16 protein-coding genes are annotated in these 12,803 nt (G+C 49.2%); 4 read left to right on the top strand and 12 right to left on the bottom strand.

What is annotated here, in order from left to right:
* Nucleotides 1-717: 717 nt before the first annotated feature.
* From NX722_RS05720 to NX722_RS05765, 10 genes are all read right to left on the bottom strand, one after another.
* Nucleotides 718-1,020, bottom strand: coding sequence for a hypothetical protein (locus NX722_RS05720; RefSeq protein WP_262567128.1), 303 nt, complete (start codon nucleotides 1,018-1,020; stop codon nucleotides 718-720).
* Complete coding sequence (locus NX722_RS05725; protein ID WP_262567129.1) at nucleotides 1,004-1,378, bottom strand: HNH endonuclease; 375 nt, start codon at nucleotides 1,376-1,378, stop codon at nucleotides 1,004-1,006. Before NX722_RS05725 ends, NX722_RS05720 begins: the two co-directional genes overlap by 17 nt.
* Before the next feature lie 4 nt (nucleotides 1,379-1,382).
* Nucleotides 1,383-2,045, bottom strand: a complete 663-nt coding sequence (locus NX722_RS05730) for a Rha family transcriptional regulator (protein ID WP_262567130.1) — start codon at nucleotides 2,043-2,045, stop codon at nucleotides 1,383-1,385.
* A gap of 227 nt (nucleotides 2,046-2,272) precedes the next feature.
* Nucleotides 2,273-2,482, bottom strand: a complete 210-nt coding sequence (locus NX722_RS05735; RefSeq protein WP_262567131.1) for a hypothetical protein — start codon at nucleotides 2,480-2,482, stop codon at nucleotides 2,273-2,275.
* Nucleotides 2,483-2,918: 436 nt separating this feature from the next.
* On the bottom strand, nucleotides 2,919-3,920 hold the full coding sequence (locus NX722_RS05740) for a coiled-coil domain-containing protein (RefSeq protein WP_262567132.1): 1,002 nt from the start codon (nucleotides 3,918-3,920) through the stop codon (nucleotides 2,919-2,921).
* A 275-nt stretch (nucleotides 3,921-4,195) separates the two neighbouring features.
* On the bottom strand, nucleotides 4,196-4,390 hold the full coding sequence (locus tag NX722_RS05745) for a hypothetical protein (RefSeq protein ID WP_262567133.1): 195 nt from the start codon (nucleotides 4,388-4,390) through the stop codon (nucleotides 4,196-4,198).
* Nucleotides 4,387-5,439, bottom strand: a complete 1,053-nt coding sequence (locus NX722_RS05750) for a hypothetical protein (RefSeq protein ID WP_262567134.1) — start codon at nucleotides 5,437-5,439, stop codon at nucleotides 4,387-4,389. Before NX722_RS05750 ends, NX722_RS05745 begins: the two co-directional genes overlap by 4 nt.
* A complete protein-coding gene (locus NX722_RS05755) occupies nucleotides 5,436-5,741 on the bottom strand; it encodes a hypothetical protein (RefSeq protein WP_262567135.1) in 306 nt (101 codons plus the stop codon). The genes NX722_RS05750 and NX722_RS05755 overlap by 4 nt, the downstream gene beginning before the upstream one ends.
* Nucleotides 5,738-5,902 (bottom strand): hypothetical protein, encoded by a 165-nt coding sequence (locus NX722_RS05760; RefSeq protein WP_262567136.1) that lies wholly within the window; start codon nucleotides 5,900-5,902, stop codon nucleotides 5,738-5,740. The genes NX722_RS05755 and NX722_RS05760 overlap by 4 nt, the downstream gene beginning before the upstream one ends.
* Before the next feature lie 226 nt (nucleotides 5,903-6,128).
* Entirely contained in the window at nucleotides 6,129-6,677 is a 549-nt protein-coding gene (locus NX722_RS05765) for an amidohydrolase family protein (protein WP_262567137.1), read from the bottom strand.
* A 338-nt stretch (nucleotides 6,678-7,015) separates the two neighbouring features.
* Here NX722_RS05765 and NX722_RS05770 point away from each other — a divergent pair, with 338 nt between their 5' ends.
* Together NX722_RS05770 and NX722_RS05775 are read left to right on the top strand one after the other, a co-directional pair.
* On the top strand, nucleotides 7,016-8,089 hold the full coding sequence (locus tag NX722_RS05770) for a hypothetical protein (protein ID WP_262567138.1): 1,074 nt from the start codon (nucleotides 7,016-7,018) through the stop codon (nucleotides 8,087-8,089).
* A 102-nt stretch (nucleotides 8,090-8,191) separates the two neighbouring features.
* Nucleotides 8,192-9,100: a patatin-like phospholipase family protein gene (locus NX722_RS05775; protein WP_262567140.1), complete on the top strand. Its 909-nt coding sequence runs from the start codon at nucleotides 8,192-8,194 to the stop codon at nucleotides 9,098-9,100.
* A gap of 7 nt (nucleotides 9,101-9,107) precedes the next feature.
* Here the strand turns inward: NX722_RS05775 and NX722_RS05780 are convergent, their stop codons facing one another.
* Entirely contained in the window at nucleotides 9,108-9,845 is a 738-nt protein-coding gene (locus NX722_RS05780) for a Smr/MutS family protein (RefSeq protein WP_262567142.1), read from the bottom strand.
* Nucleotides 9,846-10,023: 178 nt separating this feature from the next.
* Between NX722_RS05780 and prmB the strand changes: the two genes are divergently transcribed.
* Entirely contained in the window at nucleotides 10,024-11,046 is a 1,023-nt protein-coding gene (gene prmB / locus NX722_RS05785; RefSeq protein ID WP_322740912.1) for a 50S ribosomal protein L3 N(5)-glutamine methyltransferase, read from the top strand.
* Nucleotides 11,047-11,138: 92 nt separating this feature from the next.
* Nucleotides 11,139-12,239 carry a chorismate synthase gene (gene aroC, locus NX722_RS05790; protein ID WP_262567143.1) on the top strand — a complete coding sequence of 367 codons (1,101 nt, stop codon included), beginning with the start codon at nucleotides 11,139-11,141 and terminating at the stop codon, nucleotides 12,237-12,239.
* A 47-nt stretch (nucleotides 12,240-12,286) separates the two neighbouring features.
* On the opposite strand, the gene NX722_RS05795 is transcribed toward aroC, so the two are convergent.
* A complete protein-coding gene (locus NX722_RS05795) occupies nucleotides 12,287-12,802 on the bottom strand; it encodes a phosphoribosyltransferase (protein WP_262567144.1) in 516 nt (171 codons plus the stop codon).
* Between the last annotated feature and the right edge of the window lies 1 nt (nucleotide 12,803).

Here is a 12,803-nt window from a genome sequence, read left to right on the forward strand (position 1 = left end):
CTGATTGTCGTCAGGCTCAGGGCATTGGTTCTCTTTGGCCAGGCTGTCGTCTTCCTCACCGTTGTCAATGAAGTCGTCCTCGGTAAAGCCAGTCAACTCAATATCAAAGTTTGCCGCCTGCAGGTCGGATAACTCAACCCGAAGCAGGTCATCGTTCCAGCCACCGCCCAGCTCCTGCAGACGATTGTCTGCCAGCATAAAGGCTTTTTTCTGGTGTTCATCCAGGTGACTGAGCGTGATGGTCGGCACTTCATCCAGTCCAATACGCTTTGCTGCCAGTACACGGCCATGACCCGACACAATCCGGCAATTGTCATCAATCAGTACCGGCACGTTAAACCCGAACTCAGTAATGGAGGCGGCGATCCGGCTTATTTGGTCATTGTCATGTTGTTTGGGATTGCCAGCATAGGGAATGAGCTGGTCGGTTTTAACCTGCGAAATAAGCATAAAAAATCAGATCAACCAAATTTGCACGTATAAAAAATTAGCTGGGCGCGACGGTATTCGCCCAAAGGCTACAACTATCGGATACCCCCTACCCCAATTCGGATTTTACCTATCTCAGATTCGGAAAACCGAAGCAAGGCTCGACCCATCGGCAGACCAGTACTACAATGGCAGACCTGATCTGAGGTCTGTATGAAAGAATGCCACTGCACAGGGACCGTGAAGCGTATCAACCGCCACTGGTCTGTCGTCTGTCTTGTCCTGTCATTATTGAGCCTGAGTACCGGCATCGTTGTTGGTCTGGGTATCAGTCTGTGAGCGTATCAGCCGATTGATAATCCTTGACCACTTGAAAGGATAAGTGGCGCTGTGTTCAACCTCGTCACCACTTGGTATGCACAACACTTTCATTACCGCGCCGTCGCTTTCACGGTTATAAACCAGCGCATCAAAGCTCAGCTGATGGCACTCGTCCAGGCTTTCACGGACAGCCTGTGGTTGCATGGCACAGCCAGACAGTAACAGACAGGCAAGCACCAGTAACAGGCACCGCTTAATACCAGTCATCATTCTTTTCCCTCGCGGTTTTCTTATCATGGCAGCGCTTACACAACGACTGCCAGTTGTCACGGTTCCAGAACTTCATCCGGTCGCCCCGGTGCGGTTCGATGTGGTCAACGACGGTGGCCTCTACAATCAGGCCCAGTTCAGCGCAACGAATACACAGCGGGTTGTCCATCAGGAACAATCGACGTGCCTTGCTCCATTGCCGGTCATAACCGCGCCGGTAGGCATTGGGACGCTGTTTGTCATTCCGGCAACGACGGCGTACATCACGCTTCAGATGTACGTGTTGCAGGCAGTAATGGTTTGTTGTCGTGTTAGGGCAACCGAAGGCTCTGCAAGGGGTGGGGATTGATGAAGGCAAAATGTTATCCAGAAACAAGCCGTAAACGGCACTGGTGGTAGTCCCTTAACTGGCTTTTACGTTTCTGGTAATCATAACCCAGTGTCAGAAGCCTGGCGTCATAGTGGCGCAACTCTGAGACTTCCTTAAGCTGGTCGTCGTTCAGGGCTTCTGTTATAGGCTTGTCATCTGGCAGGCTCATATCTTCACGCAGGTGCTTTGCATCCTTTCCGAACACAACACCATAAATAAGGTTGTGTTCATTGATGTAATGGTGGGCTTTTGTTTCCTTGCCAATAGCTTCCCGTGTGTCCTGAAGTAACCGGCACATATCCAGACTTCCGGATCGAGAATCAAGGCTGTCTCGAATGTATTCCTCCATCCGGTCAAACTGGTCGATATAATCCAGCTTGAACTGGTTGGCTTTCTTGCCGGTAAAACCAAGAATCAGGTAACTGAAACCACGGCGGGTCATTTCATAACAGTCATAAGACTGCCCTTTTATAGAATATTTGGCTGCTGAAAAGTCAGCAGCCAAACTTGGTTGTTCGACCATACATTTTCTAATGCTATCAAGCACATTTCTGTGTTCCCTTTCAAAGTAATTTGCCACATCCGTACTAACGGCATACAACCGGCCAGTGTGCTTCCTGATCTTAACGACAGGCGCAACTTTCAGTGCATTCATTGGTTTACCTTCTTACAGACGCAACCTGTCGCTGGCGGTGATGGCAAGAAGGTAAAAAAAGCCATCAGCCAGGACAGGCTGCATAACAGGAAAAAAACTGTGAGTATAAAAAAAGCCCTTTCGGGCTGCTTTAAAATGGGGGTTTCTGCGACGATCAGGCACTAAAAACCTGATCTTAGATAAAAGAGTAGTTTTAAATGGGTGTTTTGCAAGTTTTTATAATAATTTTATTTTTCAGTCCGAGCCAGGCACTCAAGGGCAAACTGTACGACATAGGGTGCCTTGCTGTTTTCTTTCGCAGGATTCAGGTAATCACGCATCGTGCGCTCAGGTATGCCAATTTGCTTGGCAGCGCCTCTTTGTGAAAAGCCTGCTTTTTCTATTATATCCCGCAAGTACATTGCGTCAGGGTTGTACAGGCTGCAATCCGGTTTCATAAGCTCTCCATAAAAAATGCCCAGTCAACGCTGGGCAACAAATTAATTAGTTAATTAAAAAAGCGATGGCTAATCCTAATAAAGCCCCCACAATAACTAACTTTGTTCCAAGTTTAAAAATTTCTTTGTATTCGTTATTCATTGTTGCTTGTCTCATGTGGCTGCCTCTAAAATTCATAATTAAGTTGATTGGAGGGCTGTCCCTAGCCCTTTCCGTTTACATTATTTTGTCCCAAATCCAAGCAAATCCTGCGGCTAGCATTGCGATAATCCTTATAAATCGCTCAATAATTTCTAATCGTTTGTTTAACTTCTCTCTGTTTCTTTCTGACTCTGTCACGTCGCCTCCTCAGGCTCGATATTTGCCTAACCGTTATTGGTTGGCATGCGCATATAATAGGCGATCACCGCCTAATAGTCCACCTTTTTCATAGCATTAACTGCCTGTTCTCAAAGGTTTTTTCCAAAGAAACTGACCACCGTTTTTCTCGATAATGTCCTCAGCCTGTAGCCTTTGAAAAAAACCACGCGCCTGGCGGTCTTTAAGGTTCATTTCACGAATACACGCCCGCTGGGACAGAACGCCCTTGCCCTGTTCACGACGTGCCAGCATGGCCCGTTTAAACGCCGGGTAGCTGTTATCCATTGCCGTCACATTACCAGTATCAGCCTGCTGTGTAACAGGCAGGGCAGGTGTCACAGGTTTATCATCCGTTTCGAACACCGGCTGCCTTGTCTCAGGGTCCGGATCATTGTCTTTGTCAGTCATCAGCCGACCCAGAACCCCGTCCCTGATAAACGTCACAGTCAGCGCATCCAGCAAGCAGGCCAGCAGCAGGATGACCGCCGCCTGAACCCACTGAAGCGGCATGGCCAGCAAGGTCGCCAGCAATGACAGTACAGCGGTCAATTCGGGCATATCAGCCTGTTCCAGGTTAGCCAGGTTCGCCTGAAGGTTGGATAACTGCGCCTGCAAGCGGGTCTGCTCCTGTTGCAACTGGCGGTTCTGTTCCTGTAGCGGGCGGGCATCAGAGCGGATCCGGTCCAGCTCAATATACCGATCAATCGACCGGCTGTTCTGGGCGATGGTGTCGTTATTCTGGGCCATCGCCTGCAAGGTCTGGTCAATCTGCGCCTGAAGCCCTGCCCGCTGCTGCTGGTGTGCGCCCAGGCTGGCATCCGCCACCGTCAAAGCCCGGTTCAGGCCACCGGCACTGCCCAGCACAGAAACGCCAATCAGCAGCCATGTAATTAAACGCTTACGGTCGTTTATTGTGACTATTTTCCCCAACTCAAGCGCCAGTGCAATACCCATTAAAATGACCCCACTCAATCGGGAATCGGCAACGGACGTAAACAGTAAAACCGACAGAACCAGACTTAACCCACTGGTCAATATAAAACCAACGTTCCAGAAAAAATAAGGATTATTACCCATAATTCGAAATTTGCTCCCCAAAATTCGCCCTATATTCGCCGCCCTTTTTTGGCTGAAGCCCTTGCGGCACTAGAATATTCGAAAATTCGCTAAATTCTCTATAGATAAACGTGTGTCTGTAAATACTGATTATTAAAAACAGGTTTCTTTATAACCGTTTTAAAAAATAAACAATCAATCAGGTTTTAAAATTTCCTGACCTTCCGGTTATTTCATTCAGGGTATCAATTACCCATTTATTCCTGTTTCAATAATTGCATGACACAAGACGTTTATTAGCCACCGGCCTTTAACCAGCCACGAACAAATGAAGTGCCTTTTCCTATCACCCAGTCCGGTACCAGGGCGGTCACAATCTGGTTGTTAATAGTCAGCGTGATATGAAAGCCATTACAGGCGTCGGCCACAATCCTTGGCCGCACTACACGGACTAACGGCACCAAAACAAAATCAAAGGCAAGCTGGATCATGACAGGGCTCCTTCTGAAATTAAAACGGCCAGTTCAATGTCGCTTTTTGCTAATGGCTTAACACGGATCGGGGTGTTGACCTGATACCAGGCAATAATGCTGTGTCCGTACTTGCAGATAAAGACACGCAGGGCATCCTGAAGAATCTCACAGCGCAGGCCGTTGGCACGGAACAGGGTCAAAGCGTTTTCCGACCATTCAAGGCCGGTCAGGATTCGGGTCTTAACAAACTGGTAAATAAACGGGTGGCAGGCTTTATAGCACTCCTCGTCTTCACAGTGCTGGATGCCTGACTGGGGATCAATGTTTTCCAGTGCATGATTGATGTCTTCATCACTAAAAAACGGAATCAAGTCATCTTCACGTTCAAACCGGGACTGGCTGCTATCAACATTGTCTGACTGGTTAGTCAATTCAGGTAAGGAAGAGGCGGCAGCCTCTTGCTTACCACTCTCAGCCTCTTCAATAACCTCTACTTCATTACAGAAATAATCACTGTCATTAATACAGTCTTTATTAAAATTATTTAAAACCATAGTACCATTAACACCGTTAAACGAATTCTTTAACGGTGTTTTTAGTACTATAGTTTTATATTCAGTTACAGACTTACTCCCATCTGCTTCTTTACAACTATCTAACTGTCCAGATATAGAATTACCTGACTCACCAGTTAAAGAACTGTCGTACAACTCAACAGAATTATTTTCTGTTCCGGTTTCAATTGGCTGGTCAGCCAGATTATTAACCAGCATGTTCAGCAACGCCTGATCCAGCCAGAACCAAATCCTGATCCCCAGATTGGTGCGCTCCCTGCGCTCTTTCAACAATCCCATGTTACGCAGCTGCTGACGCGCTTTTTCCTGCTGGTAACGACTCAGCCAGGTCTCAGCCTGCCATTCTGTCCGGGACTTATAAAACCAGCCCTGTCGCTGGATAACGAGGTCACTTTTAGTTGACCAGTACAGGCATTGCGCGAGAAACCGGGCCACATTGGGCGACCCGGTCAGGCGTACCTGTTCATTAGTAACAAATACGCCTTTGCTCATTTGTCCCCCATAAAATCCAAAGCTTCATCTAAATGTTTTAAATCCTTAAACAGCCAGTTATCCAGCCGGGACTTTGACAAATCATCGAGGGACGATACGTCATCCCTGTTCACGTTCAGCCACAATTCATACGCTCCGAATGCCTCCGCATGAAGGCGTTGTACCGTCTGGTAACTATCAAAATAAAACGCCTCCATCCCTGCCTCTGTCTTGTCTTTCAGCAGGGCCATCAGGGCGACGGTCATCGGGTTTTCCAGCAGGGCATCGTAACGGGTGTGTAAGGTTCGGATGGTAACGCTCATTGGGACACTCTCCGGCCGCAAATCAGTGCGCCGATCTGGTCAGCGACCGTGCGGGCTTCCTTGTAGCTATAAGCAGTAATGTGGGTGTAACGCAGGACAGAGGTGTTACCCAGGTGTTCGGTAACTTCAGCAAGAATTGCCAGGCGGTAGGTTTTTGGCATTTTGTATCCTAAGTTTTGAGAATTACCCCGGAGGGCAATTACCTACTCACTCTGACCCTTAGGATGGTCCCTTGGTTTTTCACGCAATTGCGCTTATTCCCCAATGTCATAGGTAATCGTGTGTAATCTATAACAGTATTGATTGAGAAACAATACTGAAGAAACAATAAACAGCTTCCTAAGTTTTGAGATGCAAACCGTGCTGTTTCGGCTTGTGAAGTGTATACTACCATTGCTTAGGCATACCACCTACTGCATCACAACCCAGTTGCATCGCCTGCTCCAGCAGCTGTTTGCCATTTGGGAACGAGGGAATGCCTTCCTGCGGGAACGCTACCAGCTGAATGTCGATCAGATCGCGCATCTCCTCACGCAGCTCCAGCAACGCATGCAGAGCCGTCAGGCTCGGGTCCGTCGTGTCGACATGGCTGCGGACGTGCTGAACGCCTTGTCCGATGTACCATTGCAGAGCCCGGCTTGCCCGGGATTTAACATCGTCATGGGTCAGGGTTTTCTTGTGTTCTGACCAGTTCTGAATACCTTCAAATAAAGTACCGGAACGGTTCCATACCGGCTCACCCGCCGTCAGGCAGGTGTCCAGATGAACATGAGGGTCAACGAACGGCGGTAGAGCCAGACGGCCATTGGCGTCTATGGAGTCCACAGGCGCAGTACGGTCAGAGCCTGCCGGAGTAATAGACTGAATGAGTCCATTCTCCATGACAATGTCGTATAAGTCTGCCTGCTGGTGCAGGCGAACGTTTTCAAGGCGCATCAAAAATGTCCAGTTTAGAAAGTGTTCGGGTTCGAAAGTGTCCAGTTGCGGGTCAGGGAGAACTTATGCAACAGAATATGACAGGCAGCAGCTACTTCCGACATTTAAACTCCGTTCATGCTTATTAATAGCTGAAATTTTGAATAATTGTGCCGGATGTGCATTCTGTCAGAATGGTGGTTCAAAATCATTGTATTTTGGTGGATTTAAGGGCATCTCCCTAACTGACTACGTGGAATGTTTGCATTTCTGTTGTAAGCCCTCTGTTTTAAAGGCTGTCAATTCTACTATTTGGGCTAGTATCGTTGGTATTATAAATGAGCTAATGATTTTCAGTTATGACTATAAGTAAATGTCTGAAGTATTGCTTTATCTTTTTCCTGCCACTGTTTGGAATTTTATTATCAAATGACTTGAAGGCAGTGGAACATTGTTTTAACAGAACCTGGTTTAAAAAGACAGGCAGCTATTATGATGAAAATGGCCGAGAACATGAACAGGCTGAAAGAGCAGGAGTATACGGAAATATTGTAGAGGAGACAGGGGATAGTGATGAAAGAAGGCGACAGTTTCGTTTGCGTCCTCTTAGTTTGAGTCCTCGCGCGGTCGAAAATACGGACAGTAGTCATGATGATCCTGCTTATATTAACACCCGGCTTTCTGTGGAGTTAATACCAAGACCTTCGTCTAATGATGAGCATTTGATTCAACAAATTCGGGAAAGAGTCGGAGCGAATGAGACTCAGAGTGACCCGGTTGCTGTTATATCAGATGTTCTTGACGCCGGTTCCATACCGGCTGATGTGCGGACAGAATTTTTGTCTGTTGTCGCAGGGCGTTACGTGGCTAATATAGCCGGATTTGGAAACGTAGAGGTAACCAGTGTCGAGGGGGTTTCGTTTTTTGAAGAACTGGTTCAGCTTTTGTTAATCATTAAACGGCTTTCTGGCTTATCTGCTGAACGGTTTACTCAATTAGTCAATGCCGTCAGTTCTGTCAGAACTAACTGTTTCCTTCCTGAGGCTATGACATTTAATCAGTTTTTCCCTTTGGTGCGGCTGAATGAGATTCAGAGGGATACTCCACAAACTTTATCTTTTAAAGCCGGACTCCTGCTATTCCGAAGTGTGACAATGGAAACCGGTTCGACAGGTAGGTTTAGTTTCGATCTTAATTCTGATGGAGGTTTATCGAATACCTTTTTGAGAACCGAAGCTGGAGAAGACACTTATATTGGTCGCTGGGTTTCTGTCGATGCGCGTCCCAATTATTTACGGGAAGATTTGATAACCCTGGTGACAGACGCTCAAAGACCATTTGCTGCGGGAGATGAGCCAGTGCCTGACAATCCCCGGTTGCCCCAAAGACATGAGTTGTTGCATTTTGACTCCGGATATCAATCAGGATATTAACGGCTATTTTTCGATATCGGGCTGCCCGGGCCAGTGATGTTCCGTTGTTGGATGATATATGATGACTGCCGTATAAATTTAATCAAACGATATGAGGACGTTATGACCAAGCGAGTTGCCCTGGTTCTGGGTAGTGGTGGTGCCAGAGGTATTGCCCACGTCGGCGTTATTCGTGAGTTGCTCAGTCGGGGTTATGAAATTTCGGCGGTTTCCGGTGCGTCAATGGGGGCGCTGATTGGCGGTGTCTGGGCCGCTGGCAAACTGGACGAATACTGTGAATGGGCAGAGAAGCTGGATTATCTCGATATGCTGCGGCTGTTGGATGTTTCCCTGCTTGATCCGGGGGTTATAAAAGGCGACAAGCTGTTTGAGCGCATCCGGAAAATTGTTGGTGATTGTCGTATAGAACAGCTGCCGGTGCCTTATACGGCAGTAGCCGCCAGCCTGACGGCCCGCAAGGAAGTCTGGTTTCAGCGTGGCGACCTGATCACAGCGATTCGGGCCTCCTGTGCCATACCTTCATTATTCAAGCCGGTAAAAATGCACGGTCAGTTGCTGGTGGATGGTGCGGTGTTAAACCCACTGCCTCTTGCGCCAGCGGGCGCAGCTCTGGCTGATCTGGTCATTGCGGTGAATGTCCTGGGTGAACCTGAACCTGATTTTGACCAGCAGGAAAGCCCTGAAGAGGAAGACTCTCTGTTTACCGGTTTGCTGAACCGCTGGATTCCCAAACAGAAAAATGAGAAGAAACAACTGGAAAAATCCATGGGATTGCTGGATGTCAGTAACCAGTCCATGGAGCTTATGCAGCAGGCACTGACCCGCTATAAAATGGCCGGTTATGTACCGGATATTCTGGTGACGGTTCCTAAAAATATCTGTCAGTTCTATGAGTTTCATCGTTTTACCGAAGTCGTTGCCACGGGGCGGGAAAGAGCCGTCAGAGCCCTGGATGAGTGGGAGGCGAACAAAGGTATTCAGCTTCTGCTTGAAGCGGAAGCTGAATGTTGACGTGTGACTATTTTTTTCTGATAAGCACCAGAACGGACCCTGTCCCACCTTCAGAGGGAGGCGCTGAACAGAATGCCAGTACATCGGGAATCTGTCTGAGCCAGTGGTTAACATGGCTTTTCAGTGTGTTCTGTCGATCAGTGCTGCGATGAGACTTGCCGTGGATGATACGAACGCAGGCGTAGCCCTGAGTTTTACAGAAGTACAGGAACTCTGAGATCAGTTCTCTGGCTTCTTCAATTTTATAGCCATGGAGATCCAGTTGATAGCGAACAGGAATCATTCCCTGCCGTAGCTGACGCAGACGGGTTTGCTGCAGTCCGGGTCGGGAAAAGTCGATTCGCTGTTCCGGGTCAACCGGTTCGACCCAGGCTTCTGAGAGGGCTGCACCACCTCCGCTCTCAGTTCTCTGTGCTGCACTGCGGCGGGTATTCAGTGTGCTTTGAGGAATGTCAGCAGAAGGTCTGCGCTGCTGGTCGTGGCGTTTTTTGCTCTTAATGGGCTGCACGCCCTGCATCGCTTGTTGGAACAGGCGATGTGGGTCTTCATCGTTGTCGTGGTCGGACATGGGAACAAACTGGTTATTAGCGGCTTGGTCTGGTTCTGGGATTGTACCTTGTTCTGTGTCGTTTTTTATAGGGGTAGGGGGGTATTCGTTGTCCGTCTCCCGCTTTTCGCTGTCCGTAGCCCGCAGCCCGTAGCCCGTAGCCCGAAGCCCGAAGCCCATTCTTGGTTGAGTAGCCAACGGCGAACAATGGAATCCAAACTACGGGTTACGGGTTACGGGTTACGGGTTACGGGTTACGGAAAGCGGACAGCGGACAGCGCTTTATGCTATCTTGGCGCATCTTGCCTTGAGATGGGAGGTTTGGCTTTGCAACGCTATGCAGAGCCCTGGTGTTATCCCTCCCTTAGGAGACTTTGTGACTCAATCCATAGCCCCCCATAGCGGACACACTGACAGTGGACACACTAGCGGGAACAATAGCGGAAGCAATGGCGGACAGGTCGAAAACCTGTCTTACGATGGCCTGGCCAGTATCCGGGATTTTATTCGCTGGGCTGCCAGCCGTTTTAATGAAGCCGAACTGTTTTTCGGGCATGGCAGCGACAACGCCCTGGATGAAGCCATGCATCTGGTGATGCAGGTGCTGCAGCTGCCCTGGGACCTGCCTGAATCTTATATGGATTGTCGTTTGACGCCGGAAGAGCAGCTCTCTGTGGCAGAACTGGTCAGGCGCCGCATCCGGGAACGAAAGCCGCTGGCTTATCTGTTGAACCGGGCATGGTTCTGTGGCCAGCCGTATTATGTGGATGAGCGGGTTCTGGTTCCCCGCTCTCCGATCGCAGAATTGATTAACCATAATTTTCAGCCCTGGCTGGGTGATGTGTCAGTAAGTCGTGTCCTCGATCTGTGTTCCGGCTCTGGCTGCATAGGCATTGCCATGGCGCACCAGTGGCCGGAGGCGTCGGTGGATTTGCTGGATATTTCCGATGATGCCCTGGATGTGGCGCATATCAATATTGACCAGCATGAGCTGTGGGGACGGGTGCAAGCTGTCAAGTCGGACCTGTTTAAGACAATAGATGATAGCCCTGAACGCCCACGCTACGAGCTGATTGTCAGCAACCCGCCCTATGTCGATGCGGAAGATATGGCTGACTTTCCTGAAGAATTTGGTCATGAACCGGAGCTGGGGCTGGCAGCCGGTAATGACGGTCTGGATATGGCGCGTATTATTCTGGCCAGGGCGGCAGACTTTCTGGCAGAAGAGGGTTTGCTGGTGCTGGAAGTGGGTAACAGTCAGTGGGCGTTGCAGGACGCTTATCCTGAGGTGCCGTTTGTATGGCCGGAATTTGCCGAAGGTGGTCATGGCGTGCTGGTACTGACGGCAGAGCAGTGTCGTGAATATCAGGGTATTTTTAAAAGTCGCATGACGGCGTGAGCCGACAGGCTCCTGGGCGCTTTTATTAAAAATAGGTCTATTAAAAACAAGACAAGGGCTGCCTGTTTAGAGGCAGCCTGATGGGAGTTACGATGGCTGGAAACAGCATAGGTCAACTGTTCAAAGTGACCACGTTTGGCGAGTCTCATGGTATTGCACTGGGCTGTATTGTTGATGGTTGTCCTCCCGGACTGCCATTAACGGAAGAAGATATTCAGAAAGATCTGGATCTTCGTAAACCCGGCACGTCTAAATATACGACGCAACGTCGTGAGCCGGATCAGGTGAAAATTCTTTCCGGTGTTTTTGAAGGCAAAACCACAGGAACACCCATTGGTTTGCTGATTGAGAATGTTGACCAGCGCTCGAAAGATTATTCCAACATTATGGATCGCTTCCGCCCTGGTCACGCCGACTACACCTATGCCCACAAATACGGTTTCCGTGACTACCGTGGTGGTGGTCGTTCATCGGCTCGTGAAACCGCTATGCGTGTGGCGGCCGGGGCGATAGCCCGTAAGTTTCTGGCAACACAGGGTATAGCGATTAAAGGTTATCTGTCGCAACTGGGGCCAATCAAAATCGAACAGTTTGACTGGGAACAGGTACGTCAGAATCCATTCTTCTGTCCGGACGCTGACAAGGTGGCAGAGATGGAGCAGCTGATCGACGACCTTCGTCGTGAAGGGAACTCCATTGGCGCGCGTATTTCTGTGAGAGCCAGTGGTATTCAGCCTGGTCTGGGTGAGCCGGTGTTTGATCGTCTGGATGCAGACCTTGCACATTCGCTGCTGAGTATTAATGCGGTGAAAGGGGTTGAAATTGGTGATGGCTTTGCCTGTGTTGAGCAGAAAGGCACAGAGCATCGGGATGAAATAACGCCTGAAGGTTTTCTGTCCAATCATGGGGGTGGCGTGCTGGGGGGAATCAGTTCCGGTCAGGAGCTGATTGCGCATATTGCTTTAAAACCCACTTCCAGCATGACTACGCCGGGACGTTCCGTAAACCTTGAGGGTGAGCCGGTAGAAATTGTCACCAAAGGACGGCATGACCCGTGTGTGGGAATCAGAGCCGTGCCCATTGCCGAGGCGATGATGGCGATTACGGTCATGGATCACTTTATGCGACACCGGGCACAGAATGCAGATGTTGTCAGTCATGCGCCGTTGATCGCGCCTTCTGTCAGCGGTTAACAGCCTGTTAAAACAAAACCCGCATTACGCGGGTTTTGTTTTAACAATCACTGACCAAACGTAGTGATGTCTTCAGCATCCCAGGCGTAGTTGATCCAGTAATCCTTGATATCCCTGCCAATGAAGAAGTGCTTCAGTTTTTCCGGCAGATGACCTTTCTTTTCCTTCAGCTTGTTATGAACGACGAAAGCAGAGAACTCTGTCTCCGGGTAGTGCTCAATCAGTTCGTTCAGGGTGAAGTCCAGCGTTGTGCGCTGATCATCAACTTCATCAATCACCAGCACTTTTTTGCCATTCAGGTTCACCTTGCCTTCCAGCCACTGCAACTTGATTGGAGTATCTGCGGGTGCGGTGCCAATTTCATCGCTGTAACGGGACAGGGCGATGGTCAGGATCGGGCGGGTGATAAAAGTACGCATGATGCGGGCAGGAATCAGGCCGCCACCGCCAATGGCCAGCAGGTAGTCTGGCTGGTAACCGGCTTCGTTGATGGCGTGGGATGCGTCTTTTATGGTGCTATGGATATCTTCGTAAGTGAAGTTGTATTTCTTCACAGTGGTCATA

The organism is Endozoicomonas gorgoniicola (genome assembly GCF_025562715.2).
In the GTDB taxonomy this organism is placed as follows: domain Bacteria; phylum Pseudomonadota; class Gammaproteobacteria; order Pseudomonadales; family Endozoicomonadaceae; genus Endozoicomonas_A; species Endozoicomonas_A gorgoniicola.

Excerpts from the sequence above, each read along its gene's own strand:
- NX722_RS05720 (WP_262567128.1), bottom strand. The coding sequence starts at position 1,020 with ATGATGACTGGTATTAAGCGGTGCCTGTTACTGGTGCTTGCCTGTCTG.
- NX722_RS05730 (WP_262567130.1), bottom strand. The coding sequence starts at position 2,045 with ATGAATGCACTGAAAGTTGCGCCTGTCGTTAAGATCAGGAAGCACACT.
- NX722_RS05735 (WP_262567131.1), bottom strand. The coding sequence starts at position 2,482 with ATGAAACCGGATTGCAGCCTGTACAACCCTGACGCAATGTACTTGCGG.
- NX722_RS05740 (WP_262567132.1), bottom strand. The coding sequence starts at position 3,920 with ATGGGTAATAATCCTTATTTTTTCTGGAACGTTGGTTTTATATTGACC.
- NX722_RS05745 (WP_262567133.1), bottom strand. The coding sequence starts at position 4,390 with ATGATCCAGCTTGCCTTTGATTTTGTTTTGGTGCCGTTAGTCCGTGTA.
- NX722_RS05750 (WP_262567134.1), bottom strand. The coding sequence starts at position 5,439 with ATGAGCAAAGGCGTATTTGTTACTAATGAACAGGTACGCCTGACCGGG.
- NX722_RS05755 (WP_262567135.1), bottom strand. The coding sequence starts at position 5,741 with ATGAGCGTTACCATCCGAACCTTACACACCCGTTACGATGCCCTGCTG.
- NX722_RS05760 (WP_262567136.1), bottom strand. The coding sequence starts at position 5,902 with ATGCCAAAAACCTACCGCCTGGCAATTCTTGCTGAAGTTACCGAACAC.
- NX722_RS05765 (WP_262567137.1), bottom strand. The coding sequence starts at position 6,677 with ATGCGCCTTGAAAACGTTCGCCTGCACCAGCAGGCAGACTTATACGAC.
- NX722_RS05770 (WP_262567138.1), top strand. The coding sequence starts at position 7,016 with ATGACTATAAGTAAATGTCTGAAGTATTGCTTTATCTTTTTCCTGCCA.
- NX722_RS05775 (WP_262567140.1), top strand. The coding sequence starts at position 8,192 with ATGACCAAGCGAGTTGCCCTGGTTCTGGGTAGTGGTGGTGCCAGAGGT.
- aroC (WP_262567143.1), top strand. The coding sequence starts at position 11,139 with ATGGCTGGAAACAGCATAGGTCAACTGTTCAAAGTGACCACGTTTGGC.
- NX722_RS05795 (WP_262567144.1), bottom strand. The coding sequence starts at position 12,802 with ATGACCACTGTGAAGAAATACAACTTCACTTACGAAGATATCCATAGC.